Origin of the sequence: Marinobacter adhaerens HP15 (assembly GCF_000166295.1) — a bacterium.
Classification (GTDB): Bacteria; Pseudomonadota; Gammaproteobacteria; order Pseudomonadales; family Oleiphilaceae; genus Marinobacter; species Marinobacter adhaerens.
In genome coordinates, this window is record NC_017506.1 from 422,715 (window position 1) to 449,289 (window position 26,575).

At 56.7% G+C, this 26,575-nt stretch carries 21 protein-coding genes; 12 read left to right on the forward strand and 9 right to left on the reverse strand.

Annotated elements, in window-relative coordinates; all coding sequences use genetic code 11:
• Positions 1-19: 19 nt before the first annotated feature.
• The 4 genes from ntrC to glnA form a co-directional block, all read right to left on the reverse strand.
• Positions 20-1,447, reverse strand: a complete 1,428-nt coding sequence (ntrC, locus tag HP15_RS02130) for a nitrogen regulation protein NR(I) (protein ID WP_014575986.1) — start codon at positions 1,445-1,447, stop codon at positions 20-22.
• Positions 1,444-2,538, reverse strand: coding sequence for a nitrogen regulation protein NR(II) (gene glnL / locus HP15_RS02135; protein WP_014575987.1), 1,095 nt, complete (start codon positions 2,536-2,538; stop codon positions 1,444-1,446). The genes ntrC and glnL overlap by 4 nt, the downstream gene beginning before the upstream one ends.
• 254 nt (positions 2,539-2,792) lie before the next feature.
• Positions 2,793-3,317 (reverse strand): DUF4124 domain-containing protein, encoded by a 525-nt coding sequence (locus tag HP15_RS02140; RefSeq protein ID WP_014575988.1) that lies wholly within the window; start codon positions 3,315-3,317, stop codon positions 2,793-2,795.
• Positions 3,318-3,490: 173 nt separating this feature from the next.
• Positions 3,491-4,894, reverse strand: a complete 1,404-nt coding sequence (glnA, locus tag HP15_RS02145; protein ID WP_014575989.1) for a glutamate--ammonia ligase — start codon at positions 4,892-4,894, stop codon at positions 3,491-3,493.
• Positions 4,895-5,454: 560 nt separating this feature from the next.
• On the opposite strand from glnA, the gene typA reads away from it, so the two are divergent.
• The 5 genes from typA to HP15_RS02170 all read left to right on the forward strand — a co-directional run bounded on the left by typA (position 5,455) and on the right by HP15_RS02170 (position 11,345).
• Positions 5,455-7,266, forward strand: a complete 1,812-nt coding sequence (gene typA / locus HP15_RS02150; protein WP_014575990.1) for a translational GTPase TypA — start codon at positions 5,455-5,457, stop codon at positions 7,264-7,266.
• Positions 7,267-7,378: 112 nt separating this feature from the next.
• A complete protein-coding gene (gene pip / locus HP15_RS02155) occupies positions 7,379-8,341 on the forward strand; it encodes a prolyl aminopeptidase (protein ID WP_014575991.1) in 963 nt (320 codons plus the stop codon).
• Positions 8,342-8,433: 92 nt separating this feature from the next.
• Positions 8,434-8,892: a D-aminoacyl-tRNA deacylase gene (gene dtd / locus HP15_RS02160; RefSeq protein WP_014575992.1), complete on the forward strand. Its 459-nt coding sequence runs from the start codon at positions 8,434-8,436 to the stop codon at positions 8,890-8,892.
• A gap of 488 nt (positions 8,893-9,380) precedes the next feature.
• Positions 9,381-10,388 carry a porin gene (locus HP15_RS02165; protein ID WP_014575993.1) on the forward strand — a complete coding sequence of 336 codons (1,008 nt, stop codon included), beginning with the start codon at positions 9,381-9,383 and terminating at the stop codon, positions 10,386-10,388.
• A gap of 93 nt (positions 10,389-10,481) precedes the next feature.
• Entirely contained in the window at positions 10,482-11,345 is an 864-nt protein-coding gene (locus HP15_RS02170; RefSeq protein WP_014575994.1) for a CYTH domain-containing protein, read from the forward strand.
• Positions 11,346-11,372: 27 nt separating this feature from the next.
• On the opposite strand, the gene HP15_RS02175 is transcribed toward HP15_RS02170, so the two are convergent.
• Positions 11,373-12,554 (reverse strand): potassium channel family protein, encoded by a 1,182-nt coding sequence (locus HP15_RS02175; protein ID WP_014575995.1) that lies wholly within the window; start codon positions 12,552-12,554, stop codon positions 11,373-11,375.
• Positions 12,555-12,634: 80 nt separating this feature from the next.
• On the opposite strand from HP15_RS02175, the gene glnE reads away from it, so the two are divergent.
• The 3 genes from glnE to HP15_RS02190 all read left to right on the forward strand — a co-directional run bounded on the left by glnE (position 12,635) and on the right by HP15_RS02190 (position 17,040).
• Positions 12,635-15,541: a bifunctional [glutamate--ammonia ligase]-adenylyl-L-tyrosine phosphorylase/[glutamate--ammonia-ligase] adenylyltransferase gene (gene glnE / locus HP15_RS02180; RefSeq protein WP_014575996.1), complete on the forward strand. Its 2,907-nt coding sequence runs from the start codon at positions 12,635-12,637 to the stop codon at positions 15,539-15,541.
• 77 nt (positions 15,542-15,618) lie between these two features.
• Positions 15,619-16,545 carry a branched-chain amino acid transaminase gene (locus HP15_RS02185; protein WP_008170880.1) on the forward strand — a complete coding sequence of 309 codons (927 nt, stop codon included), beginning with the start codon at positions 15,619-15,621 and terminating at the stop codon, positions 16,543-16,545.
• A gap of 87 nt (positions 16,546-16,632) precedes the next feature.
• The gene (locus HP15_RS02190) at positions 16,633-17,040 is read left to right on the forward strand and encodes a DUF6165 family protein (RefSeq protein ID WP_008170872.1); all 408 of its coding nucleotides are present in this window, start codon (positions 16,633-16,635) and stop codon (positions 17,038-17,040) included.
• A 23-nt stretch (positions 17,041-17,063) separates the two neighbouring features.
• On the opposite strand, the gene HP15_RS02195 is transcribed toward HP15_RS02190, so the two are convergent.
• Positions 17,064-18,122: a glycosyltransferase family 9 protein gene (locus HP15_RS02195; RefSeq protein ID WP_014575997.1), complete on the reverse strand. Its 1,059-nt coding sequence runs from the start codon at positions 18,120-18,122 to the stop codon at positions 17,064-17,066.
• A gap of 157 nt (positions 18,123-18,279) precedes the next feature.
• Here HP15_RS02195 and HP15_RS02200 point away from each other — a divergent pair, with 157 nt between their 5' ends.
• The 4 genes from HP15_RS02200 to HP15_RS02215 are packed head-to-tail and all read left to right on the forward strand — an operon-like array spanning position 18,280 to position 22,272.
• Positions 18,280-18,996, forward strand: coding sequence for a 3-deoxy-D-manno-octulosonic acid kinase (locus HP15_RS02200; protein ID WP_041644936.1), 717 nt, complete (start codon positions 18,280-18,282; stop codon positions 18,994-18,996).
• Positions 18,993-20,111 carry a glycosyltransferase family 4 protein gene (locus HP15_RS02205; protein WP_014575999.1) on the forward strand — a complete coding sequence of 373 codons (1,119 nt, stop codon included), beginning with the start codon at positions 18,993-18,995 and terminating at the stop codon, positions 20,109-20,111. Before HP15_RS02200 ends, HP15_RS02205 begins: the two co-directional genes overlap by 4 nt.
• A complete protein-coding gene (locus HP15_RS02210; protein ID WP_014576000.1) occupies positions 20,112-21,191 on the forward strand; it encodes a CDP-glycerol--glycerophosphate glycerophosphotransferase in 1,080 nt (359 codons plus the stop codon).
• Between the two features lie 34 nt (positions 21,192-21,225).
• Positions 21,226-22,272 carry a polysialyltransferase family glycosyltransferase gene (locus HP15_RS02215; protein WP_041644937.1) on the forward strand — a complete coding sequence of 349 codons (1,047 nt, stop codon included), beginning with the start codon at positions 21,226-21,228 and terminating at the stop codon, positions 22,270-22,272.
• On the opposite strand, the gene HP15_RS02220 is transcribed toward HP15_RS02215, so the two are convergent.
• Genes HP15_RS02220 through HP15_RS02230 form a run of 3 tightly spaced genes read right to left on the reverse strand, consistent with a single transcriptional unit; the run spans position 22,231 to position 26,557 of the window.
• The gene (locus tag HP15_RS02220) at positions 22,231-24,240 is read right to left on the reverse strand and encodes a glycosyltransferase (RefSeq protein WP_014576001.1); all 2,010 of its coding nucleotides are present in this window, start codon (positions 24,238-24,240) and stop codon (positions 22,231-22,233) included. The two genes, HP15_RS02215 and HP15_RS02220, sit on opposite strands and share 42 nt — an antisense overlap.
• On the reverse strand, positions 24,234-25,139 hold the full coding sequence (locus HP15_RS02225; RefSeq protein WP_014576002.1) for a lysophospholipid acyltransferase family protein: 906 nt from the start codon (positions 25,137-25,139) through the stop codon (positions 24,234-24,236). The genes HP15_RS02220 and HP15_RS02225 overlap by 7 nt, the downstream gene beginning before the upstream one ends.
• The gene (locus tag HP15_RS02230) at positions 25,136-26,557 is read right to left on the reverse strand and encodes a mannose-1-phosphate guanylyltransferase/mannose-6-phosphate isomerase (RefSeq protein WP_014576003.1); all 1,422 of its coding nucleotides are present in this window, start codon (positions 26,555-26,557) and stop codon (positions 25,136-25,138) included. The genes HP15_RS02225 and HP15_RS02230 overlap by 4 nt, the downstream gene beginning before the upstream one ends.
• Positions 26,558-26,575: the final 18 nt, after the last annotated feature.

The following is a 26,575-nucleotide window of genomic DNA, read 5'->3' on the forward strand; positions in this document are numbered from 1 at the left end:
CCCGGCGGTTCGCCAATCGTCAGTCGTCTTCGTGTTCCGGATGATCCATCCCCAGTTCGTTGATCTTCCGGGTCAAAGTATTCCGTCCCCAGCCCAGCAGTATTGACGCATCACGGCGTCTGCCGCCGGTGTGTTTCAGGGCAGTCTCGATCATGATTTTCTCGAACTCGGGCACGGCCGTATCGAGAATGCCCTTCTTGCCCCGCTTGAGTTCCTGTTCGGCCCAGTTTTTAAGGCCTTCCTGCCAGGTTGTCCCGGTGGTCGGTGTTTCTGCCTGGTGCAGCAATTCCGGGGGCAGGTCATCAATGTGGATCTCGCGACCGCTGGCCATGACGGTCAGCCAGCGGCAGGTGTTCTCCAGCTGGCGGACGTTGCCCGGCCAGGGCAGGGTGGTCAGGTATTCTTCCGCTTCTTCGCGCAGGATCTTCGGCTCAACGGCCAGCTCTTTTGCGGCCCGTTTCAGAAAGTGCTGCATCAGGCGGGGGATGTCTTCCCGACGCTCGGCCAGCTTAGGCAGGTGCACGCGAATAACGTTCAGGCGGTGGAAGAGGTCTTCACGGAAGGTGCCCGCCTGGACCAGCTTCTCCAGATCCTGGTGCGTTGCCGCGATGATGCGCACATCCACCTTTATCGGGGTGGTGCCACCTACGCGGTAGAACTCGCCATCGGCCAGAACCCGCAATAGTCGGGTCTGGGTGTCCGCGGGCATGTCGCCGATTTCATCGAGGAAAAGGGTGCCGCCGTTCGCCTGTTCAAAACGACCCTGGCGGGCGGCGCCGGCACCGGTAAAGGCACCTTTTTCGTGGCCAAACAGTTCGGATTCAATCAGATCTTTGGGGATGGCGGCCATGTTCAGGGCAATGAACGGGTGGTTGGCCCTGGGGCTGTGGTTATGCAGTGCCTGAGCCACCAGCTCCTTGCCTGTGCCGCTCTCGCCGTTGATCAGCACGGTAATATTGGAGTGGGACAGCCTGCCAATGGCGCGGAAAACTTCCTGCATGGCCGGTGCTTCACCAATAATTTCGGCGTTTCGCTGGGCCATCTCGGCCTGAGGCTCACCACTGGCCCGCTTCTCGTGGCTATGGGCCACAGCGCGTTTGACCAGCGCCACGGCGTCATCCACATCGAAGGGCTTGGGAAGGTATTCAAACGCGCCGGTCTGGTAGCTGGTTACCGCACTCTCGAGGTCCGAGTGGGCGGTCATTATGATCACGGGCACGTCCGGGTGAACGTCCACAATCTGGGAAAGCAGGGTGATGCCGTCAACGCCGGGCATGCGGATATCGCTGACGATGGCATCCGGCTGTTCGTGCTCCAGCCGCATCATGATGCTTTCACCACTGTCAAAAACTCGGGGCTGCATACCGGCCTGGTTAAGGGCGCGCTCCAGCACCCAGCGAATACTGCGGTCGTCGTCTATGATCCAGACGTTCGCCGGTTGGCTCATGGGGTGTCCTCCAGAGGCAGGAAGATGATGAAGTCGGTTCGGCCTGGTTCGCTTTCGCATTCAACCAGTCCGCGGTGTTGACCGATGATGCTCTGGGTGATGGAGAGCCCCAGACCGGTGCCACTGGCACGGCCACTGATCATCGGATAGAAAATGTTCTGCACCAGCTCCGGCGGAATTCCGGGTCCGTTGTCGATCACGTCGACCCGACACACCAGTTTGTGGCGGCGGTTGCCAATGGTGAACTGACGCAGGGTGCGGGTGCGGAAGGTAATGGTCGGAGGCTCTTCAGAGCTGTGACCGCCCTGGTTTTCAAAAGCCGCCTCCATGGCGTTCCGGGCAATATTCAGGAACGCCTGAATGAGTTGTTCCTTGTCGCCCTTGAACTCGGGAATGCTGGGGTCGTAATCCCGTTCGAAATTCAGTCGCCCTTTGCTTTCCGCCTCGAGCAGGGTGCCCACTCTTTCCAGGATTTCATGGATGTTGGTCGGCGCCAGCTTCAGTGCCTTGTTGGGGCCCAGCATCCGGTCAACAAGGCTTCTGAGGCGGTCCGCCTCGTCAATGATGACCCGCGTGTATTCCCGCTGGTCTTCACTGCTGAGTTCCCGGTCAAGCAGCTGGGCTGCGCCCCGGATGCCGCCCAGCGGATTCTTGATCTCGTGGGCCATGCCCCGCACCAGGATACGGGTGGTCTCCTGCTGGGAGATGATGTCTTCCTCACGGCTGATCCGCATCAGCCTGTCCCTGGGCTGGATTTCGATCAGCAGTTCCGTCGGCTCCAGGCTGATAGGCGTTACGGAATAATCCACCGTAAGTCGTGAACCGCTCGTAAGCAGAAACTCAGCCTCTCTGCGAGTGTAGGATTGCCCGTTCCGAACGGCGGCGAAAAGGGTTTTCAGGGCGTCTTCGGATTCGACCAGAATATCCTGGAAAGGTTGGCCCTGGCTGCGGGTCATGCTGGTTTCGAACAGGCTTTCTGCGGCCGGGTTGAGGTACTGGATAGCCAGGCTATCCTCGAGCACGAGAACAGCCGTGGTGAGGCTGTCGAGAATGCTCTTGTATCCCGTTGGATGGGCCGAGGGCAGTGCCATGCGTGAATCCCGTTGGTTCGACATAAAGTGACTTCCGGAGTTTTGCAAAAAGCGAACCACTTTGAGCCAGGTTCACAAATGAGTGGGCAAAGTGCGGGCAGAGGGGCCTATTGGCGCTGAAAAGTGCCGTAAGCTGGTGCAAATCGGGAACATGCCTCTGAACAGCCCGGTATATTCGCCCCGTTGCTGATCAGAGTATGGCTTTTTTCTGGTGCGCGCGCACCATGATAGTGCGCGCAGCCGGATTGGCAGGGTCAGTTCAAAGCGGAAGGGCGGTGAACAGTAAATGTGATCGGAGAGCCGGTTTTCACCTGAACCCCGTTTTCATCCACGATATGTGCGCGAGCTTCATGGGTTCCACGGAACACGTTTTTGACGGTAATCGAGCCGGAGGAGCTCTGACCCACAGGCTGGCCGTCGAGGGTCACCTCGTATTTGTGCCCAGGTTGCAGGCCAGGGGTGCTGCGAACCTCAAACTGAACATCGCCGCTGCCACTGTGGAACGCCTGGTTGTTATCCGGATAGGCGAAAGAAACGCTTTCGTAGGCAGCGCCTTCTCGCTGAACTTCTTCTCTGAGTTTGTCGGTTTCCTGGACCACCTCTGGCTTGGGCAGGGTGATTGTGGTGACCGGCTTGACCTCTACCGTTTCAGAGCCTTCGCTGGGCTCGTCAGAGTAGGTCACGTTGCCGTAGGAATCGACATTGCGGTAAACCTCGGCAAAGACCGGAGTTACCAGAAAAAACAGAAGGCCGGCACACAATCCAGACTTTGGATTCATAAGCTCACCTGTTATTGGGTTTCCCCGATTATCGGCGGGGCCCGGGGTGTTTTCAACGCCTGTCGCCAGGATGTTGGTTACATATCGTTAAGGGCTGCAGGCACTGTGCTTTCGCTCACAAAAAAGCCCCGCACGGGGCGGGGCTTGTCTGCTGAACCTCTGGGAAGAGGTTATTAGCAGGAGTAGTACAGATCGAACTCGATCGGGTGGGTCGTCATGTTCAGCTTCTCGACTTCACCACGCTTCAGGCCAACGTAGCCTGCGATCATGTCTTCGGTGAATACGCCGCCGCGAGTCAGGAACTCGTGGTCTGCTTCCAGGCAGTCCAGAGCTTCGGACAGAGTCTCGGCAACCGTCGGGATGCTCAGGGCCTCTTCCTTCGGCAGGTCGTACAGATCCTTGTCCATGGCATCGCCAGGGTGGATCTTGTTCTGGATGCCGTCCAGGCCGGCCATCATCAGTGCTGCGAAGGCCAGGTACGGGTTGGCAGACGGGTCTGGGAAGCGAACTTCGATACGACGCGCCTTCGGGCTGTTCACGTACGGGATCCGGATAGACGCTGAGCGGTTACGGGCAGAGTAGGCCAGCATAACCGGCGCTTCGAAGCCCGGAACCAGACGCTTGTATGAGTTGGTGGAGCTGTTGGTGAAGGCGTTGATGGCCTTGGCGTGCTTGATAACACCACCAATGTAGTACAGAGCGGCTTCGCTCAGGCCAGCGTAGCTGTCACCGGCGAACAGGTTCTTGCCGTCTTTGCTCAGGGACATGTGAACATGCATGCCGGAACCGTTGTCACCGACAACCGGCTTGGGCATGAAGGTGGCAGTCTTGCCATAGGCATGGGCAACGTTGTGCACGCAGTACTTGAGGATCTGAACTTCGTCGGCCTTCTTGGTCAGCGTGTTGGCGCCAACACCGATTTCACACTGGCCGGCGGTGCCGACTTCGTGGTGATGTACTTCGATGTCCAGGCCCATGGATTCCATGGCGGCACACATGGCGCCACGCAGGTCGTGCAGGCTATCAACCGGGGGAACCGGGAAGTAGCCGCCTTTTACGCCAGGGCGGTGACCGATGTTGTTGCGGTCGAAATCTTCGCCGGAAACCCAGGCAGCTTCTTCAGAGTGGATGTGGTACATCGCGCCCTGCATGTCTACGTTCCACTTTACGGAGTCAAACACGAAGAATTCCGGCTCCGGGCCGAACAGGGCGCCGTCGGCGATGCCGGTGGACTTGAGGTATTCTTCTGCACGACGGGCAACAGAGCGCGGATCACGCTCGTAACCCTGCATGGTAGAAGGCTCTACGATGTTGCAGGTGATGTTCACGGTGGTTTCTTCGGTGAACGGATCGAGTACAGAGGTCTCGTCGTCCGGCATCAGGATCATGTCGGATTCGTTGATGCCTTTCCAGCCCGCGATGGAGGAGCCGTCAAACATTTTGCCGTCTGCGAAAAAGTCTTCATCTACTTCGGTGGCAGGCAGTGTTACGTGCTGCTCTTTACCGCGGCTGTCAGTGAAGCGCAGGTCAACCCATTTGACTTCGTGTTCTTTGATCAAATCAACTGTCTTGGACATTGTGCATGCTCCGTAAGTTATACCGCACAGGCGGCTGTATTCATGTTCGTGGCGCCGGATCGCCCGGGCTAACGGGTTCCGATCTGTTTCTCAGGTTCGCGCAGCTTAGCAAATGCTGTTGCGTCTTACCTGTAAATTTCGGCTGATTTCGATAAAGCAAGGCGCTTGCCAATTTTTAGGGCATGCTCCAGAACAGCGCAACTGCAAGGGTTTGGGGCATATTGGGAGGAAAATGCTCGCCCTATGGCGAAAACCTGCACTCAAATGGTGCACCTTGTTGGTGCGTTTATCGGGTTTTTGCCCTGATCAGGTGCATCCGTTCCGAATATAGAATAGGCGTTTTTCTTCATATTAACGACACCGACTTTTCGCTATACTGCGCGCCGCTTCATTTTTTACCCTGTCATTTCCTGATCATGGATCGGAAAGCACCATGCAGGGTGCCGGGCAGCCAGCTCCGGTGAATGAGTTCATTTTACGGATTTGAGACGGCATGTGCTGGGATTCCCCCTGCGATCGACCTTCTCAGGTCATTGAGTGCATGCCGCAGGAATATTTTTGTGATTGAAAAACTTCGTAATATCGCCATCATCGCCCACGTTGACCATGGTAAGACTACCCTTGTAGACCAGCTCTTGCGCCAATCCGGCACCCTGGATCGGAAGGAGCTCGATAGCGAGCGGGTCATGGATTCCAACGATCAGGAAAAGGAACGGGGCATTACCATTCTGGCGAAAAACACCGCCCTGAAATGGAATGGCTACGACATTAACATTGTCGACACCCCGGGCCACGCTGATTTTGGTGGTGAGGTTGAGCGTGTCATGAGCATGGTGGACTGTGTGCTGCTGGTGGTCGACTCCATCGACGGCCCCATGCCTCAGACCCGTTTCGTTACCCAGAAAGCATTTGCCGCAGGGCTTCGCCCGATTGTGGTGGTAAACAAGATTGACCGCCCGGGTGCGCGCCCTGATTGGGTGGTGGATCAGGTGTTCGACCTGTTCGACAACCTCGGTGCCACCGATGAGCAGCTGGACTTCCCGATTGTGTTTGCCAGTGCGTTGAACGGCATTGCCGGAATGGATCACGAGAATCTGGATGACAACATGGATGCCGTGTTCCAGGCGATCGTTGATCACGTACCAGCTCCGAATGTTGATCCGGACGGCCCGTTCCAGATGCAGATCTCCCAGTTGGACTACAACAGCTTTCTGGGTGTCATCGGCATTGGCCGCATCATGCGCGGCAAGGTGAAGACCAATTCGCCGGTGACCGCCATCGGCGCCAACGGCAAGAAGCGTAACGGTCGTATTCTGAAGATTATGGGCCACTCCGGTCTTCAGCGTGTTGAAGTCGACGAAGCCCAGGCTGGCGATATTGTCTGTGTCAGCGGCATGGACGAGCTGTTCATCTCCGACACCCTCTGTGACCAGGCCAACGTTGAAGCGCTTCCGCCGCTGACCGTGGATCAGCCGACGGTATCCATGACGTTCCAGGTGAACGATTCGCCCTTCGCCGGAAAGGAAGGCAAATACGTTACCAGCCGGAACATCAAGGAACGTCTGGAAAAGGAGTTGCTGCACAACGTTGCGCTGCGCGTTGAAGAAGGCGATTCGGCTGACAAGTTCAAGGTGTCCGGTCGTGGGGAGCTGCACCTGTCAGTGCTGATCGAAAACATGCGCCGCGAGAATTTCGAGCTGGCCGTAGGGCGGCCTGAAGTTGTGATCCGCGAGGTTGACGGTGTCAAGCAGGAGCCGTACGAGAGCGTTATCGTTGATATTGAGGAGCAGCACCAGGGGCCGATCATGGAGCAGATGGGCCTGCGCCGGGGCGATCTGACCAATATGGTGCCGGATGGAAAGGGGCGTATGCGCCTTGAGTACACCATTCCCGCCCGAGGCCTCATCGGTTTCCGGAACACTTTCCTGACCATGACCTCGGGTACTGGCATCCTGACCTCTACCTTCAGCCATTACGGCCCGATCAAGGTGGGCGATGTCACCAGCCGCCAGAACGGTGTCATCGTGTCTATGGCCACAGGTACCGCACTGACCTACTCGCTGGAAACCCTGCAGAGCCGGGGCAAGCTCTTCCTCGATCCGGGGCAGGAAATCTATGAGGGACAGTTGTGTGGCATCCACAGCCGTGACAACGACCTGGTGGTTAACCCCACCAAGGGCAAAAAGCTGGATAACATGCGTGCCTCTGGCAAGGATGAAGTGATCGGGCTCGTGCCGCCGATCAAATTTACCCTCGAGCAGGCGCTTGAGTTTATCGATGACGACGAGCTGGTTGAGGTAACCCCGAAGTCCATCCGGCTGCGCAAGAAGCTTCTGACCGAAAACGAGCGCAAGCGCGCCAACAAGAAGTAATCCCCCGGCTCTTATCGAGCATGGGTAACAAGGGCTGGATGAATGTTTCATCTGGCCCTTTTTTTGTGGTGTTAAGCTAAACTCCGGTTAAATCCTTCACGCGGAGCGTTTCATGCTCACCCTCTACCCGGAAATCAAGCCCAATGCCCAGCATCGCATAGCCGTTGATCCTCCCCATGAACTCTACGTTGAGGAAAGCGGGAACCCGGACGGGATACCTGTTCTGGTGGTCCACGGCGGCCCCGGTGGCGGCTGTGAAGACTACCATCGGCGCTTTTTCGACGCCGAGAGATTCCGGATCATTCTGATGGATCAGCGCGGTGCCGGGCGGTCCAGCCCCCTGGCAGAGCTCGAAGGCAACAGCACGGACAAGCTGGTTGAAGACATGGAAGTGGTGCGTTCGTTTCTCGGTATCGACAAGTGGCTTCTGTTTGGTGGCAGTTGGGGATCGACTCTCAGCCTGGTATACGCCCAGGCCCATCCGGAAAGGGTGTCGGGACTGGTTCTTCGTGGGATTTTTCTCTGTCGGCCGCGGGATATTCACTGGTTTTATCAGGAGGGGGCGAGCCGGGTGTTTCCGGATTACTGGTCTGACTTCGAGGCGCAGATTCCGGAAGCCGAACGGGCTAACATGGTTTCGGCCTACTATCGCAAGCTCACCAGTTCCAACGAGCTGGAGCAGATCCAGGCGGCGAAGGCCTGGTCGGTCTGGGAGGGCAGGTGTGCGACGCTGCACCCGAACCCCAGGGTGGTTGAGCACTTTGGCCATCCCCACGTGGCCATCGCCCTGGCCCGCATTGAATGCCACTATTTCATGAATTCCGCTTTTCTCGAGCCGGACCAGATCATCCGCGATGCAGGCCGCCTGGTGGACATCCCGGGGATTATTATTCACGGACGGTACGATATGGTCTGCCCGTTGGATAATGCCCTGGCGCTCAGTGAAGCCTGGCCCGAGGCAGAGTTCCAGATTATTCGGGATGCGGGTCACTCCGCTTCCGAGCCCGCCATTGTCGATGCTCTGATTCGGGGTGTTGAGTCGGTTGTGGCGAAAACTGATAAAAGTGCCGGTTGAATCCCGTTTTCAGGGTTGCGGCCCGTAACCGCCATGGATACACTCTTGCTCGATCTTAATGTTTGCCTGTTCAATCGTCCCCAAGGCAGTTGATGAAAGGATTGATCCAGCGAGTGTCGCAAGCCAGTGTTGCCGTGGACGGTGAGCAGATAGCCTCGATTGGCCCTGGCGTTCTGTTGTTGCTGGGCGTTGAAAAGGAAGATGGAGAGCGCGAGGCAAGGGAACTCTGCCGAAAAATCCTCACTTACCGTGTGTTTCCCGATGACGCAGGCCGGATGAATCGCAGCCTGTCGGATATCGGTGGTTCCCTCCTTGTTGTTCCACAGTTTACTTTGGCGGCAGATACGTCATCCGGGACCAGGCCGGGCTTTTCTCTCGCTGCTGAACCGGATCTTGCCATCAAGCTGTACCAATCGTTTCTGACGGATGCGCGATCACAGTTAGGGCCGGACAAGGTGAGTGAGGGCAAGTTTGGCGCGGACATGAAGGTTGGTCTGATCAATGACGGCCCTGTCACGTTCCTGCTTGAGAGCAGAAAAAAGCGTGCGTAAGTACTTGCACTAGTATTGTGCGAAGGCCGTCATGCGGGCCTTTTATGGTGCAGAATTAGAGTGCGAGTCCTTTTCAGGTTTGGGCGCGGATATTCTAACGTTTTGTTTATAAAGCGTTAATGTGAATCTGGCCTCGGATTTGAAACGCAACTGTAACGCAGCTCATGAGTGTGAATTAGCATAAATACTTGCTTTTCTGCTGCCAAAAGAGCTAAAAATGCACCGCAGTTAATTTGCAAAATGAGAATTATTGTATTAAAACAGTTTCATCATTCAGAGCTTTAAGAAAGTTCTGTAAGTGTTTGAGCTGTATAGATCTGGAATTCTCCGGATTTATTCGAAAAAGAAGAAAAGTTACTTCTCTGTCATCAAACTGACATGGGGGTAATGCAGAATCGGCCTCATCCAGCCTGACTGGTGAAGCCTTACAAAATCGGGATAAGAACCCGTCGCTAAAACCTGAGTTAACTCAAAAAGGAAGACGCAACATGAAAAAAACGCTCATCGCATCTGCTATTGCAGCCGCCACCTTCTCTGGCAGTGTTTTCGCACAGTCTGAAATGTCAGCTTCCGAACTGGCCGCCAAGATGGATTCCATGCCGTCTGTATACGGTAACATCCAGTACGTTCTGACCCACACAAACGTTGATGGCGCCGGCTCTACTGTTGAGCACGCTGATAACGGCTCTACCCTGGGCGTGAAGCACGACCATGAAATTGCACCGGGCATCACCGGTTTCTTCAAGCTTGAGCTCGAAGGCATCAACGCCGATGATAAATCAAGCAGCAACGGCATCGACGCCCTGGACGAAGCGTACATCGGTGTTAAGGGCGACAGCTTTGGTCAGGTTTGGGTTGGTTCTGACGACTCCGTATACGAGAGCGCCATCGTTAAGATCGGTAACTTCCACGAAGTTGGCTCCGACATCTTTGGTAACTACTCCACTGGTGAAGGCGATCTGGTCCAGTACATGTCCCCGTCTTTCGGCGGTCTGACTGTTGCTGCCGCTGTTCAGGTTAACGGCGACAACGACACCAAGGGTGGTGCAGACAAGTCCTATCCTTACCAGTTGGTTGCGACTTACGCTGTAGACGCTCTTGAAGTGTCTTTTGGTATGGACTCTAACGACGGCGGCGCTGCAGCCGACAACAACGAAAACAGCTACGGTCTGACTGCAACCTACAGCGCTGGCGACTTCAGCGTTATCGGTGAATACCAGACTCGTAAAGATGTGAACGACATCGTTGGCGTGATGGGTGTTTACACCATGGGCGCTAACCAGTTCGCTCTGTCTTATCAGATGCTGGACGACGATGCCTCTGGCGACAAGAAAGACACCGTTATCCTGCAGGCTCTGCACAACGTGTCTGACCACATGTATGTTTACTTCGAAGGCTACCTGTCTGGTGCCGACGCAGCTAACGAGTACAGCCTGGAAGGCGCGTCTGGCGACGAGCAGTCCATCGCAGCTCTCGGTGCTGTTTACTACTTCTGATCAGCCAATCGGCTAATCCTGTAGTATGAAAACCGGCGACCCCTGGGTCGCCGGTTTTTGCGTTTATGAATCCCGAAAAACAGGTCCGTTGAAATGGCTACCGAACTGGAAATCAAGCTCAGTGTTTCGGACGAGGCACAGTCGCGAGCAGTGGAATGGTTATCAGCTCGCCCCGAAGTGCAGCCCGGCAAGACCAAATCCCTGGTCAATCGCTATTTTGATACGCCCAATGCCGACCTGAATCAGGCCAGAGCTGCCCTCAGGGTCCGCAAAGCCGGCAATGATTACATCCAGACCCTGAAAACCCGTGGCGAGTTCGTTGATGGCGCTCACCGTCGTGAAGAATGGGAGTGGCCGGTTTCCGGTCCGGGGCTGGATTTGTCATTATTGAAAGAGACCCCGCTGAAGTCCGAGCTGGACCTGAGCATTCTTCAGGTGGCATTCGAGACCAATTTTCAGCGCCAGGAACTGTGGCTGGAAGATGGCGAGACTTTGATTGAAGTAGCCGTGGATTCCGGCACTGTTGCCGGCAATGAAGCGAGCTGGCCGCTGCACGAAGTGGAGTTTGAGTTAAAAAAAGGGGACGGCTCAAGGCTGGTGGCGTGGGCACTTGAGCTGGCGCGGGAGGTGCCCGTTTTCCTGAACCTCGTGAGCAAGGCCGAGCAGGGCTATTTTCTTGCTGGTCTATATCGCCCTGAGCTGCCCAGTGGCAATGATCCTCTAACAGTTACAGCCTTTCTAAAGGCGTTGGGAGCCTGCTGGCTGCTGGATAGGCCGTTTCCTGTAGACCAGTATGACTTTTCGCCTGTAGCGAAAGCAGTCGGTAGCGCGGGGTGCGATGCGATCTGGGAGTATGTGATTGGACAGTTGGCAGAGGGGTGCTCTGTCCGTCAGCTCGCCGCGGACTCGACGGAGCTCGGCGTTCTCCAATTGCGGCTGGCCACTGCCGAGCACTAACGATTGGGTCGCAAAGTCAGGCGGCCTTTAACGGGTTGAGTTGTTCTTTGCCGGCTCCTCCGCTTCGCCGGTTTCCCGGGCAGCGGCATGAGCGCGCCACTGCTTCAGGAATACCCGGTATCGCTCCAGCGCTTCCTCCACCACAGAGACCTCTGGCGTTTCGGCGGATTTGACCAGCACGATCAATCCCTTGCCTTCAATTTCCTCGTTGGTCGGCGGGTGGCAGATGACTTCATTGTCGTTGTCAATGTAGGCGAGCGCCGTCCCGATGCCATGCCTGACCAGGGCGCTCACTATGTCGGCCCAGTTGAGATCGTCCAGCGTCAGGTCATAGCGATGGGGATGGTCATGTTCGTAGTTGAACAGGTCTTCCAGCACTTTCTCTGAGCCGGGCGCTACAACCGAGCGCACCATTATTTCGGGGTAAGTCCGGACCGGACGGATGGTTGTGCGCACGCCGAGCGCCTTGAAGCGGCCCCTGTTTTCGTCGTTGACGCACTCCACGATTGTGTGGTTCCCGAGATTCAGCTCGGTAAGCCGATGCGCAATATCGAAGGTGAGGCTGTCGGAAGAGGCATCGGCTTCATCGGCTGCAAGCACGATGATATGACGCGCACTGCCGGCGTGAACGGCTTTCAGTGCTTCCGGATCAAAGCCTGCACCGTGGTAGTGCACAACTCCGATGTCCGAAAGTTCGGTGGGCAGTCCCATCGGGAACTGGCGAGTCAGGATCATGATGGGAATGGTTTGGTAGCCCGGAATAGCACGAATCTGGGAGGCGAACCTCATGAAGTACTGGTCGCCGCCATGTTGGGGGGTGTTAATAATGATGATGTGGTCATTCATTTTATAGGTCCACCTTCCTGACAAAATGCGTTCCCGGCGGTAGAACCGGTATTCGATATAGTCGCTGACGATCAGTGTCAGCAAGGTAATTGAAGTGATAAACATCAGCACAATGGTGCTGAAACGCCCGATCATGGTCTGGGGCGCATAGTCGCCGTAGCCAACGGTCACCAGCGTGGTCATGGTCAGCCAGGCGGCCTCGAATAGTTCCAGGTCCTCGACCGCCCAGATGATCAGGACCTGCACCAATAGCAGCCCGCCCAGAATCGCAAAGAGGCGCTTCATCCGTCTCCGAATCATCCCGCCCATGGGCAAGTGAGTTTCCTGGTGCTCCGGATTCAGTGGGCGGCGGTTTCGTTGCATCCGTGTCTGCGGCCTGTTCAGTTGCGGGTAAGTTCGTTATACAGTACCCGAAATATAACAGAGAGACAGGGGTTTGCATTATGTCCGAGCCATGGCACAGCCTTCCGAAACCGCTGGCGGATGATGTCGCCGGGTGCTGGGAATCAGTGTTCCCGGAAGGAGTTCCGGCCTGGTTGACCTCACCGGAGGGTATGGATGACACCGTGGTGGCTACTGCGATCTCCCGCAGCCTGTTCCTCCGTCAGACCCTGGAACGCCATGCCGATCAGGTAGAGGCATTGATGGCCTCTCGTTCGCTGACTGAGCCAACCACTCCGGACTATCTGGAAAGTCGATGGCAGGAGTACCTCTCTGAAGTTGACGGTGAGCCTGGCCTGCATTCGGCCCTCAGACAATTCCGCATGGAGACCCAGTTCCGGATTATATGGCGGGATCTGATGCGATGGGCGGACCTGGCTGAGACCATGGCGGCGACGAGTGTATTTGCCGATATCTGTATTGATGGAGCGCTCAGCTGGCTATACCAGGACGCCTGCGAGCAATACGGTACGCCTCGAGGGGCCGACCCGGTAACCGGACAGGAAACCGACCAGAAAATGGTGGTGCTGGGTATGGGTAAGCTGGGTGGTCGGGAGCTGAACGTCTCCTCGGACATTGATCTTATCTTTGCCTTTCCGAGCAAGGGGGAAACCGTTGGCGGGCGGCGCTCACTGGATAATCAGCAGTTCTTCGTTCGCCTTGGCCAGCGGCTGATTCAGGCTCTGGACCAGATTACGGCAGACGGTTTTGTGTTCCGGGTGGACATGCGTCTCCGGCCTTATGGTCAGAGTGGCGCGCTGGCGCTGAGTTTTGCTGCTCTGGAAACCTACTATCAGGACCAGGGGCGGGATTGGGAGCGGTACGCCATGGTCAAGGCCCGGGTGGTGGCGGGCGATCAAAGGGCGGGTCAGGTGCTCATGGAGACGCTGCGCCCCTTCGTTTACCGCAAGTACATCGATTTCAGCGCGTTCGAGTCCCTGCGCAGCATGAAGGCCATGATTGGCCGGGAGGTGCGCAGAAAGGGGCTCGAAAACAATATCAAGCTGGGTAGCGGCGGTATCCGAGAGATCGAGTTTGTGGTTCAGGCATTCCAGCTCATTCGCGGTGGCCGGGACAGGGAGCTTCAGCAGCGGGAGCTGCTGGTCATCCTGAAAGAGCTGGAAGAGCTCGAGCTGTTGCCGTCGCCGGTGGTTGGTGAGCTTCGCGACGCCTATGTGTTTCTGAGAAACCTGGAGCATGCGCTCCAGGGTATGGAAGACAAGCAAACCCAGTTGCTGCCGGAAGATGAGCTGTCCCGGACACGGGTCGCCACAATTATGGATTTCGAGAACTGGCAGGCCTGCGAACAGTGCCTCAGAGAACACCGGGAGCGGGTCGCCACGCATTTTTCCAACATTATCACCACGGAAGATGACGAAGATGAGGGGCAGGGGGCCCTCGAAGAGGGGTGGTTCGAGCTCTGGCTTTCCGAAATGGAAGAGGCGGCCGCAGCCGACTGGCTCAAATCGCGGGGCTATGAAGACCCCGGTGCTACGTTGGCGGAGCTGGCTGAACTTCGTGAAAACAGGACTGTTCAGAATCTACAGACCCAGGGGCGCCGGCGACTCAATCAGTTCATGCCCATGCTGCTTGAGGCGCTCACCCAGGTGGATAACCCGTCCGAGACCCTGTCCAGGGTGTTGCAGCTCGTGGAAGCCATACTGCGTCGCACGGCCTACATGGTGTTGCTGCTGGAAAATCCGGGCGCCTGTACCCAACTGGTGCGGTTGTGCAGTGAGAGCCCCTGGATTGCCAGGCAGCTGGCGGAAACACCGCTCCTGCTGGATGAGTTGTTGAACGCCGAGAGCCTGTACAGCCCACCCGCGAAAGCAGAATTGCAGGATGATTTGCGCCAGCAGATGCTTCGGATTCCGTTTGAGGATCTGGAAGAGCAGATGGAGTCACTGCGGCATTTCAAGAAAGCCCATATCCTGCGGGTTGCGGCGTCCGAACTGAAAGGCACATTGCCGTTGATGAAGGTCAGTGACTACCTCACCTGGATCGCCGAGGTTGTTCTGGATCATGTGGTGGACGTAGCCTTCGCCAACTTGGTCAGCCGCCACGGCTATCCGCGCCGGGAAGATGGCTCCGCCTGTGAAACCGATTTTGCCATCATTGGCTATGGCAAGCTGGGCGGGATCGAACTGGGCTATACCTCCGATCTTGACCTGGTGTTTGTGCACAAAGCTGATCCGGAGCTGGCCACCGACGGTGAAAAGCCCATCGACAATGCGGTTTTTTACACGCGGCTTGGCCAAAGGATCGTCCACATCCTCAACACCCAGACGCCCTCGGGGCAGCTTTATGAGGTCGATATGCGCTTGAGGCCGTCCGGTAACTCCGGGCTGCTGGTCAGTACTTTGCAGGCCTTCGAAAAATATCAGCGCGAGGACGCCTGGACCTGGGAGCATCAGGCGCTTGCCCGTGCCAGGGGCGTCGCCGGATGCACGGAGACCCTTGAAGCTTTTGAATCCATACGCCACGAGATCCTTTGTCAGCCCCGTGACCGTGAAAAACTCCGGAACGAGGTGGTCGAAATGCGGGAGAAGATGCGGGCCAGTCTGGCCACGCCGGAAAGCCGGCAGGACGAGGTGTTTCATATCAAGCATGATACCGGCGGCATCGTTGATATCGAGTTTATCGTCCAGTACCTGATGCTGGCGTGGTCCGCTGAGCACCCGGAGCTGACCCAGTGGTCCGATAACATTCGCCAGATGGAGGAGCTGGGGCGCGCCGGGGTGATGGCTGTGGAAGATGCCGAAAAACTCAGGGAAACCTTCATCGCCCTTCGCTCCACCATCCACCGACGGGCGCTCCAGAACCTCAATAGTCAGGTGGAGGGTGATGCCTTCTCACAAGAGCGTGACTACATCCGCGCCATGTGGAAAAAAGTGATGATTGAGGCCTGAGGCAAATTCAATTCCGGCAGATTTTCCTGCTAGAATGCCGGTTCCCCCGAAAAACGCTTTTTTAGGAGCAATGAAGAATGTCGATGGCTGATCGCGATGGCGTTATCTGGATGGATGGTGAAATGGTTCCCTGGCGGGATGCCAAGACCCACGTCCTGACTCACACCCTGCATTACGGCCTGGGCTGTTTTGAAGGTGTGCGGGCCTACAACACCGCGAATGGCCCGGCCATTTTCCGCCTGAAAGAGCACACGGATCGTCTTTTCCGTTCCGCCCACATCCTGAACATGAAGATGCCGTTCAGCAAGGACGAGATCAACGAGGCCCAGCGTGCAGCGGTACGGGAAAACAATCTTGACGAAGCCTACCTGCGCCCAATGGCGTTTCTCGGTTCCGAGGGTATGGGGCTCAGGGCTGATAACCTAAAGGTGCACGTAATGGTTGCGGCCTGGAGCTGGCCTTCCTACATGTCACCGGAAGCGAAGGAAATGGGGATCAAGGTGCGCACGTCCTCCTACACGCGCCACCACGTCAATATCACCATGTGCAAGGCCAAGGCGAACGGCAACTACATTAACTCGATGCTGGCCCTGAACGAGGCCATTTCCGGTGGTGCCGAGGAAGCCCTGCTGCTGGACAACGAAGGGTACGTTGCCGAAGGCTCCGGAGAAAACATTTTCATCATGCGTGATGGTGTGCTGCATACGCCTGAACTCACCTCCTGCCTGGAGGGTATTACCCGTGCCACGATCATGGATTTTGCGCGCGAGCTCAACATTCCGATCAAGGAGCGCCGGATTACCCGCGATGAGGTCTACATCGCCGACGAAGCCTTCTTCACAGGCACAGCGGCCGAGGTGCTGCCGATCCGCGAACTGGATGGCCGTGTGATCGGTGCCGGCAAGCGTGGCCCGGTGACCGAGAAGCTTCAGGCTATGTACTTTGATGCAGTCAAGGGCAAGCTGGCTGAGCACAGCGGTTGGCTGACGCACGTCAAAGGCTGATTCCAGAATAATTGCAGGCCGCCGTTTGCTGTTTCAGCCCGGCGGCTTTGTTGTTTAACACACCCTGTTTACTGGCGGGACGAGCAAATGGCAGACGTTATCAAGGTACCGGTATCTTTTGGCGAGGTGCTGGACAAAATCACCATTCTCGAAATCAAGTCCGAGCGCATCAAGGATGAAACGAAGGTCAAGAATGTCCGGCTTGAGCTTGATGAGCTGAGCGCTACCTGGGACGAGGCGGTAAAGGATAAGGCTGCTGAAATCGCCGATCTCCGCAAGCAGCTGAAAGCGGTCAACGAAGAGCTGTGGGTGATTGAAGACGATATTCGGGATCAGGAAGCCGCCCAAGACTTTGGCGCGAGATTTATTGAGCTGGCACGCGCTGTATACGTCACCAATGACAAGCGCGCTGCGATCAAAAAAGAGGTCAACCTGGCCCTGGGGTCTCGTTTCGTGGAAGAGAAGTCCTACCAGGACTACACCGCACGGAAGTGAAATTTTGGGTCAGATGAACGCTTTCATCTGACCCAGCTTTCAGCTTTGGCCACCGGGTTAACTTCAACCCACCGATCCAGCATATTCGTGGCATCTGCAACCGTGATCAGCTCCATCGCCCCCTCGAACTCTGCTTTCGCCCCCCACCGGGCCTGTTCCACCGTTTTGCCGGTAAACTTCTCCAGTGCTTCAGGATACCGGTTCACACACCAGTCCAGAGAATTATAGGGCCCGGAGCGGTAAGGATTGCTTGCGGCAAACAGCCCAAGGACATCGGTGCCCACCGCACTGGCGATATGAGCCGGCCCAGTATCGGGCGCTACCACGAGGTCGGCATGGGTCATTAACGCTGTCAGTTGCTTCAGGGTGTCCTTGCCGCAGATGTTGTGCGCTTTTTCCTTCATTGCGGCTTCGATGGCGGCGCAGTACTCGGCCTCGGACGGGGCGGGGCTGCCCACCAGAATCACCTTCATACCGTGCTTCTGAATCGCGTGATCAGCCAGCTGTGCGTAACGCTCAGCGGGCCAGTTACGCAGTGTGTGGCTGGCACACGGACTTATTACAAGGTTCTTGCGGTCATTAGCCAGTTGCTCGCGCGCAAACTCATGGTCTGAATCGTTCAACGGAATCTGCCAGCGCGGCGGCGCGGCCTTGAGGTCCAAAGGTTCGAGGAAGCTGGCAAGGCAGTCTCGCACGTGCTGCTTCGGTGCCGGTTTGATCCGGTGGTTTATAAACAGGCTGTGAAGATCCTTGCTGCGGGCCTTGTCATAGCCAATCCTGACCCTGGCCGGAATGCAGACAGCGGCGAGGTTGGCTCGGAAAGCCACCTGCATGTGAAGCAGCGCGTCAAACTTGCGCCCCGACATTTGTCTGCGAAGCTCAGCGTAGCCTTTGCGACCGGCCTTTTTGTCGAAAATAATGAATTCAACGCCGGGCAGATCGCCAACCAGCTTGGCTTCGATCTTGCCGATAACCCAGGTGATCTTCACGCCGGGAAGCTGCTCCTGGAGGCTCAGCACGACAGGTATTACGTGAGTCACGTCGCCGATGGCGGACAGGCGAAGAATGCAGATGGAGTTCATCAGATATTGATCCGGTTCAGGTTGTGGCCTGGTGCTGTGGAGCTTTGTCGGCAATCATTGGTAAACTGGCCGCCATTCTAACTTACTCGCGCGTTTCCGTCCCGGCGTGAGTGGGTAGTACGTGCCTTCTTTCAATTTCGGTGACCGGGGACCCAGCATGGTGGAGTCTGAAATCTGTATCCGGGAAAGGGCTTCGGCAATGCTGATTCACCCGGATTACGAGGGCAGGGTTACCGAGGACTGGTTCAATTCCGCCTCTTGGGGCAATCAAGCCCGCCCGGTAAGCAGCGGGGGCCGCGGCGGCGCCTGGTTTTTGCAGGCCGGCGAGGACAGATTGGTGCTTCGAGAATATCGCCGGGGCGGGTTGATGGCGAAATTTGCGCGATACGCCTACGCCTTCACCGGCGAGGAGCATGTGCGGTCTTTTGCAGAGTTCCGGTTGCTCAACAAATTGGTTAGTCAGGGGCTTCCCGTACCCTGTCCTGTTGCGGCCTGGTATCGGAAACTGTCGCCAATTCAGTATCGGGCCGCCATCATCATTGAACGGTTGGAGAACACCACGCCCCTGGCTGACCTTATCTCGGAGCTGGACAATGGGGCGTGGACGTCCATTGGAGAAACCATTCGTCGATTTCACGACGCCGGCGTCATGCATGCGGACCTGAACTGCTTCAATGTACTGGTCCGGGGCAACGAGTACTTTCTGATTGATTTCGACAAGAGCAGGTTGATGACTGGCAGTGCCCCGGCGCGCTGGAAAGAGGCCAATCTTGATCGCTTCTCGCGGTCGCTGGTAAAGGTGGCCGGAGAAGACGCACGGGCAAAAGCCTGGAGTTATTTCATGAACGGATACAACAGGGGAATGGCCACTTGACCAATCCACAACAGGGCGGATCGCTTCCGTCGATACTTTGTCTTACGGATGCCTGTGATCGTCCGGAGACTGAACTCTTTATCGGGCTCAGAAAGGCCGGGTTCGACGTCGACGTCATGTGTAACCCCAAGGGCCGGAACTATCAGCGTCTTGTCGACGAGGGCATGGTTGCCTGTCCCATGGCCTTGAAGAACCGCTTTGACAAAGAGGGCACCGAGTCCATCCGCCAACAACTGGCCAAGAAAAACTACGAGGTCATTCATGCCTATAATCCCCGGGCCCTGGCCTGCGGATTACGGGCTTCCCGGGGCACGGATATCAAGATCGTCGCTTATCGTGGTGTGATCGGAAACATCAGTTTTCTCAATCCGGAATCCTGGATTACCTTCCTGCATCCTCGCGTCAGCAAGATTGTCTGTGTCGCTGATGCCATCAAGGATTACCTGGCCAGCCTCCGGTTTCTGTGGATGCACATTCCTGAACGGAAGCTTCAGAGAATCTACAAAGGGCACGACCTGGACTGGTATCAATCGCCCAAGGCCGACCTGACACAGTTTGGTGTTCCGGAAGATGCCTTCGTGGTGTGCTGCACCGGGAGAAATACCCCGAGAAAAGGCTTCGATGACCTGATTGAAGCGATCGATAAGCTGCCTGAGGATGTAGATATACATTTGCTGCTGGTGGGAGACGTTCTTGATAACGAAGAGATTCAGGCGCAGGCCGCTGCCACTTCTCACCCCGAGCGGATTCACTTTACAGGTTACCGCAACGATGCGCCGGCCATAGCGGCGGCCAGTGATGTGTTTGTGCTTCCCTCGAAGGAAAGGGAAGGACTGCCCCGTGCCGTCATCGAGGCGATGGTCTACGGAGTGACGCCGGTAGTGACCAGTGTTGGCGGTATGCCGGAGCTGGTGGAAGATGGCGTCAGCGGTATTGTGGTTGAACCGAAAAATGCTCCCGGGCTTTCAGCGGCTATTGAGCGGCTTTACCGAGATCGTGAATTGGCGGCCTCTCTTGGGCAGGCTGCGAGGCAACGGATAGCCCGGCATTTTCACACCTCACAGACCGTCACTGAGACGGGTGAGCTATACAAATCGCTGACGGGCAGGGCTTGAATGCGCCGGTACCTGTTTTTTGTAAACCAACCCTATTCCTATTCAATACTGCGACCGCTGCAGGAAGAGATACGGCGCCGGGGCGATGAGGCTGCCTGGTTCGTCGCCGGGTGCTCAACAGCTCCACTTCAGGCCGATGAGCGCCGTCTCGTTTCCGTAAAAGAGGTCATGGACTACAACGCGGATGCGACCTTCGTTCCCGGTGATTGGGTGCCTTACTTTTTTCCCGGAATCAAGGTTGAGGTATTCCATGGCATGGCGCGCAACAAAAGGGGCCATAGCAGCGAAGATGAAAGTGACCATTACCGAATTCGGGGATGGTTTGATCTTTACTGTACGCATGCCCTTAAAGACACGGAAAAGTTCCGTGAACTGGCCGAGCGGTACCAGCATTTCGGGGTTGCTCACACAGGCTGGCCAAAGCTCGATCCATTGCTGTCGCGGAATGAAATCGGGAAGCGAAACCGCCTGGAAAATGAGTTGCCGGTTGTTTTTTACGCTTCAACGTTCAGCCGGTCCGTTACGTCAGCTCCGGATCTGGTGGAGAAGATCGGCGAGCTCTCCAGAAGTGGTCGCTGGAAGTTCATTGTAACGCTTCATCCGAAGATGGATCCGGCGGTTGTGGATCAGTATCGCAATCTGAGCGGCGAGAACCTTCGCTTTGTCGAAAGCGATGAGGATTTGCTGCCCCTGCTTCCTGAGGCGGATGTGATGCTCTGCGATACCTCGTCCATCATGTTCGAGTTCATGTTCCTGGATCGCCCGGTGGTCACGTTCAGAACCAAAATGCCGGGGCCCTATCTGATCGATGTCCAGGAAGTGACGAACGTTGAGAAAGCTCTCGAAGAGGCGGTGCAGTATCCCGATCCGCTGATGAAAGAAACGCGAGCTCTTTGCGACCAGTTGCACAGTTTCCGGGATGGTCGTTCCAGCAAGCGGGTTCTTGATGCGGTCGAGGACTTCCTGATCAACAAGCGTAGCCAACTCAAGCCAAAGCCGATAAACCTGTTACGCAAACTGAAAGTCCGGCGCCGGTTGCGGAAGGAACTTGCACGCATGGCACCTGAAAGCTCAGGATAGACCAAGCAAAGATCCCGACCAGGAAACGAACGATTTGATCAGCGCCGCAAGCCCAATCAATGTCTTTGTTGCGAGTACGCCCCTGCAACTGATCAGTTGCTCCGAGGCTCGTTACCACTATGGCTGCAGCTCCGAAAAAACACTGCTCATCATTGCTAGACCTGATAATCGCGAGACCGAGGGACAAATGGCTTTCCTGGCCGAGGCGTTGGGCTGGCAGGGCATCGAAACCATCTATCTTAAAAAGAGTTCCTTTTACCTTCGTCTGAGGTCAGTTGCCAGGAGTCTCTCAAAGCGAACTATTGAGAGGTTGTTTATCGGAAACAAATCCAGCTGGATTCACGAAGTGTTTTATCGGGGATTCGACAGCGAACAGCTGATTTTCGTGGATGACGGCCTGGCAACAGTAACCTATTACCATGCAATTCACGACGAGGGCATCGCCTCCCGGATTTCACCGGCCAAGAAGCGACTTTTGCGAACCATGGGGATCAGGATCCATCGTGTTGTTCCGGAGGTGATCGCATTCTTCACCTTCTTTCCGTTACCGAACTCCGAGCTTGTCCAGGTGCGTGTTCACGATTTCCCGGTGTTTCGTAAAACTTTCAAAAAAACGCCCTGTGACAATAGCCAGACGCCCATGGTCGGGTTCCTTGGCCAACCCTTTGGTGGTGAAGATCGGCTTCAGCAATTGAAACTGCAAATCCAGCACGTGGTGGAGCGTCATCCTGATAGTCGTGTGGTGTACTTCATGCACCGAAAGGAAAGCAGGGGAGAGTTGGAGGCTTTGCTGGCAGAATTTCCGCTCGAGATACGGCAGGCCGGTCGTCCGATCGAGGTCGAAGTGGCTCTGTCCGGGGAAATCTATCTCGCTTTCTACAGCTTTGCTTCAACCGCTCTGTTTACCCTGAAAAAGATATTCCCGGAAATCCGGGTGTTCCAGATCGATGATGCCGCTCTGGGCGCCCGGCTCCCTTACTATGACGAAATAAGGCGTATGTTCGGGAGCGTCGGCGTGGAAACGACGCTCCTTCGGGGGTCACGACTTTTCGAAGCGGGCCGGCCGGTCCAGAGTCCATAACCCTGCATATTTGTTGAACGTTACCTGTGCGTACGTCACAGCGGTAAGATAGCCCACAGCACCGTCCAGAAACCCGAACCGAATAAAGTACACCTGCACGAATGTCATCAGGCCCCGCAGGGTGGGGTAGATCATGGTGCGGGTCTTCTTGCCTTTGCGATGTTTCTCCAGTGAGCCAAGCCAGGCGTACTTGGCGCTTTTTTCCAGCGAGTGGCCGAAATCCCTGTGTGTATAGTGTGTCAGGCGGCCCCTTAGGGTTTTGATCTTGCGTCCGGACGGAATCAGTATCCGCTCGTGTACGAGGGCGTCCGAAAAGCTTACTCCCTCGCGACGGAACAGCCGGAGGGGGGCTCGGCCGCTGCGCCCGAAATCCAGGCGGCTGCCGTAAATCGTTACGGCCCAGGGAAGCTTGTACGCGTCCGCGTCAGGATCTGCCAGGTGATCGTTGATCTCCCTTGCCAGCTCGGGTGTGACACGCTCATCGGCATCCAGTGACAGCACCCACTCTCCTGTCGCTTTCTCGAGAGCTCGCTGTTTCTGGATGCCAAAGCCAGGCCAGTCTGTGACTTCGACAACATCTGCAAGCTCTCTGGCCAGTTCCACCGTTCTGTCAGTACTGCCGCTATCCAGAACGATAATTTCGTCGGCAACCAGCCTTGCGGACTTCAAGCAGTCGGTGATGTGGTCTTCTTCGTTTTTCGTGATGATAGTGGCAGACACCTTGCGGGCCCTGTTTCGAACATAGGACGCACTCAACTCTGTAAACATGGCCGAGGCGATGGAGCTAACAGCCAGCAGGTAGAAGGTGAGGAACAAAGTCCGATTGAAGGTGGCTTCGGTCAGGCCAAAGAAAAAGTATCCAAGGGATACCATGCAGCCAGCCGCCGCAAGGTGCGCGGTGGCTGCGTGGCGGCTGGACAGGTTTCTGCCAAAGATGGCCAGCGGAATGAAAATAAGCAGGGCCCAGCTGAGAATGCCGGGAATACCGCTGGTTGCGGCATTGTTCAGCAGATCGTTATGCGCATGCCCCGTGCAACAGTCCAGGAAATGCTCTGGCAGATTGCCCGCGGCAACTTCCGATTCTATGCGGTGGGTATAGCCACCAAGGCCAGCGCCCGACCAGGGGCTTTCTCTGAGCATGTTCAGCGCCTGCCCCCAGACCTCCAGGCGAATTTCCATGCCGGAGTCCAGTTGGCCATCATGTAGCAGTCCATTGAGCGAGCTGGACATGCGGTCGCTGGTGATAATCGCGCCGGCGACGAGCATTGGCACAACAATCAACCCGGCAATTCGAAGTCTTTTACCGACTAGTGGTACCAGCGCAATCAGAAGGAAGGGTAGAGCTACCAGATTGCTGCGGGTTTCCGACAACATGGAAATGAGAACGGCCGCCGTTCCACCGATAAAAAACAGTACCACCAGGCCCCCCCGTGTTTCCCGGACAAAAAACATGGCAGCGACGATCGTCAACATGCCCCCCAGGAGGGCGAGATTGCCAAAACTGATAGGGTTGATTCCACCGCCAAAACGGGAATTCAAGACCTGACCAAGCGCGCCCTGGCGGGCAGCAATGGTCACCAGAAAAATCCCGATGACAGACACTGCCACCAGTCCGATGGCGGCGAAAGTCGTGCGGGCGCCAATCCGTGCATAGCTGATGGCAACAATCAGGGGCCAGAACAGGATGAACCGGGCGTGCGTGCCAAGGGTTTTTCCACCCTCGTAATCAAACCCTTCAAGGGCCCAGGACAGAAAACTCACCAGCACGAAGAACCAGAAGGAAAAGTGAAGCAGCCTGAGCTCTTTGGGTTTGTCCCAGCCGTCTTTATACAAAGATTTGCGGGCACTGAGCACCATCCCGGCAATCGCAAGCAAGAGAGTCGCGCCGGCCAGGATGCTTGAGGACAGGAGTGCGCCGCCGAGCCCGATGATCAGCAGCGCATGAAAGGCGAGTCTGGGGTTCAACATACTCGGTCCGGATTATAGGGGTTGATTTCGCCGGGCGGCCGATGGCGCATACGCTTGTATTCCCATTGATACTGCTCGGGGATCTCTCGCACGCATTGCTCAATCGCGTGATTCATGGCACTGGTCGCGGCAACAGGATCCTTGTCACCGAGGCCCGGGCCGGTCTCACGTACAACGATCCGGAACCCGGAAGCGTCGGGCAGGCGCTCGGCATAAGTAATCAGCACGTTGGCACCGGTGCGCTGAATCAGCTTGGATACGAGAGTCATGGTTTTCACTTCCATGCCGAAGAAAGGCGCAAAGGCGTTGCCCTTGCCTCGGGGTGACTGGTCCGGCAGGATTCCGGCAACGCCGCCTTCCCGAAGAATCGAGGCGAGCCGGGCCAGGCCGCGGCGGTCGCCCCGGACCAGCTCCGAGCCAAGTCGCCCGCGTACCTTGATCATGTAGTCCTCGAACTCGGGCATATTCGGCGGACTGTAGAGCGCTGCCATTTTGTAGCGTGAGGAAAAGAACAACCCGGCGAGCTCCCAGTTACCGAGGTGCGGCGCCAGGAGAATCAGGCCTTTGTCGCCGGCCATGGCCTCGTCGATAAGATCCAGGCCTTCGGTTTCCCGGATCAGGCCAAGGCATTTCTCCACCGGCCACTCCCACATCAAGGGCACCTCGAGCATGGTCATGCCGGTCTGGGCCAGGGATCTCTTTGACATAACCGCGCGTTCGGTGTCTGAAAGTTCGGGGAGGCAAATGGACAGGTTAATGTCGGTTACCTGGCGAGACTTGGTGGGCAATCGCCATACCAGATAACCGACGAAACGACCTACCCTCTGGGCACCGGCAAGGGATAGCCAGCCGGCAATCCTGAGCAGCCCGGCGATGATGAAATACTTGAGCTTGCTCATTTCCTGCCGTACCGATCCTCGTAACGAACAATGTCGTCTTCACCCAGGTAAGAGCCGGACTGAACTTCGATCAATTCCAGATCGATGACGCCCGGATTCTCCAACGAGTGCACCTGACCAACCGGAATGTAGGTGGACTGGTTCTCGGTGACCAGGTAGGTTTTCTCGCCGTTGGTGACCCGGGCCGTGCCGCTTACCACGATCCAGTGCTCGGCGCGATGGTGATGCATCTGCACGGAGAGCTTGGCGCCGGGTTTCACAGTGATGCGTTTGACCTGATAGCGGGCACCGTTGTCGATGGAATCGTAGACGCCCCAGGGCCGGTAGACTTCCCGATGGTTCATGTGCTCGTGGCGGCCATCGGTTTTGATCCGTTCCACCACGGTTTTGACGTCCTGAACACTGTCTTTATGGGCGACCAGCAGGGCATCCTTGGTTTCGATAACCACCAGGTTGTCCACACCAACGGTGGCCACCAGCCGGCTATCGGCACGGATCAGCGTGTTGGCGGTGTTATGGGTAATCACGTCGCCGGTCAGGCTGTTGCCGTCCGCGTCCTTGTCACTGACTTCCCATAGCGCGGACCAGGAGCCAATATCGCTCCAGCCGGCATCGAGGGAAACCACGGCGGCCTTGTCGGTCTTCTCCATGACGGCGTAGTCCACCGAGTCTGACGGGCATTCGGCGAAGCGCTCGGCGTTGATTCGCGTGAAGTGCAGGTCATCGGCGGTGTCTGCGATGGCGGCACGGCACGCGGCCAGGATATCAGGGCGATGGGCTTCCAGCTCCTCGAGGTACTGACGGGCACCAAACAGGAACATTCCGCTGTTCCAGAGGTACTCTCCGGAATCGAGGTAACCATTGGCGGTCGCCTGGTCCGGCTTTTCGACAAACTTGTCCACCAGGTAGCTGTCAGGGCCCAGCTCGGTGCCACGATGAATGTAGCCGTAGCCAGTTTCAGGATGGTTCGGGACAATGCCGAAGGTGACCAGCTTCCCTTCCCGCGCCAGCGGAATGGCTTTCTTCACCCCTTCCTGAAAGGCGGTGACGTCCTTGATCAGGTGGTCGGCTGCCAGCACCAACATCAGGGGATCATCGGCACCGTTTTCTGCAGCCTCGGTCAGCTGCAGCGCTGCCAAGGCAATCGCCGGCGCCGTATTCCGGCCGCAGGGCTCCAGAATGATCCGCGTATCCTCGTGGCCGGATTGCCGCATTTGTTCCGCAGCCAGGAACCGGTGTTCCTCGTTGCAGATCAGAAGAGGGTTTGCTGCGTCCATGCCCTCAAGCCGCGCAACGGTGGCCTGCAACATCGACAGGGGGCCGTTGGTCAGTTTCAGGAACTGCTTCGGATTCAGCTGGCGCGACATCGGCCAAAGGCGTGAGCCGGTACCGCCAGCCATAATGACGGGGTGAATCATCTGTACACTCCGGGCTTG

Coding starts and splice junctions, on each gene's coding strand:
- ntrC (WP_014575986.1), bottom strand. CDS start 1,447: ATGAGCCAACCGGCGAACGTCTGGATCATAGACGACGACCGCAGTATT.
- glnL (WP_014575987.1), bottom strand. CDS start 2,538: ATGGCACTGCCCTCGGCCCATCCAACGGGATACAAGAGCATTCTCGAC.
- HP15_RS02140 (WP_014575988.1), bottom strand. CDS start 3,317: ATGAATCCAAAGTCTGGATTGTGTGCCGGCCTTCTGTTTTTTCTGGTA.
- glnA (WP_014575989.1), bottom strand. CDS start 4,894: ATGTCCAAGACAGTTGATTTGATCAAAGAACACGAAGTCAAATGGGTT.
- pip (WP_014575991.1), top strand. CDS start 7,379: ATGCTCACCCTCTACCCGGAAATCAAGCCCAATGCCCAGCATCGCATA.
- dtd (WP_014575992.1), top strand. CDS start 8,434: ATGAAAGGATTGATCCAGCGAGTGTCGCAAGCCAGTGTTGCCGTGGAC.
- HP15_RS02165 (WP_014575993.1), top strand. CDS start 9,381: ATGAAAAAAACGCTCATCGCATCTGCTATTGCAGCCGCCACCTTCTCT.
- HP15_RS02170 (WP_014575994.1), top strand. CDS start 10,482: ATGGCTACCGAACTGGAAATCAAGCTCAGTGTTTCGGACGAGGCACAG.
- HP15_RS02175 (WP_014575995.1), bottom strand. CDS start 12,554: ATGCAACGAAACCGCCGCCCACTGAATCCGGAGCACCAGGAAACTCAC.
- glnE (WP_014575996.1), top strand. CDS start 12,635: ATGTCCGAGCCATGGCACAGCCTTCCGAAACCGCTGGCGGATGATGTC.
- HP15_RS02185 (WP_008170880.1), top strand. CDS start 15,619: ATGTCGATGGCTGATCGCGATGGCGTTATCTGGATGGATGGTGAAATG.
- HP15_RS02190 (WP_008170872.1), top strand. CDS start 16,633: ATGGCAGACGTTATCAAGGTACCGGTATCTTTTGGCGAGGTGCTGGAC.
- HP15_RS02195 (WP_014575997.1), bottom strand. CDS start 18,122: ATGAACTCCATCTGCATTCTTCGCCTGTCCGCCATCGGCGACGTGACT.
- HP15_RS02200 (WP_041644936.1), top strand. CDS start 18,280: ATGGTGGAGTCTGAAATCTGTATCCGGGAAAGGGCTTCGGCAATGCTG.
- HP15_RS02210 (WP_014576000.1), top strand. CDS start 20,112: ATGCGCCGGTACCTGTTTTTTGTAAACCAACCCTATTCCTATTCAATA.
- HP15_RS02220 (WP_014576001.1), bottom strand. CDS start 24,240: ATGTTGAACCCCAGACTCGCCTTTCATGCGCTGCTGATCATCGGGCTC.
- HP15_RS02225 (WP_014576002.1), bottom strand. CDS start 25,139: ATGAGCAAGCTCAAGTATTTCATCATCGCCGGGCTGCTCAGGATTGCC.
- HP15_RS02230 (WP_014576003.1), bottom strand. CDS start 26,557: ATGATTCACCCCGTCATTATGGCTGGCGGTACCGGCTCACGCCTTTGG.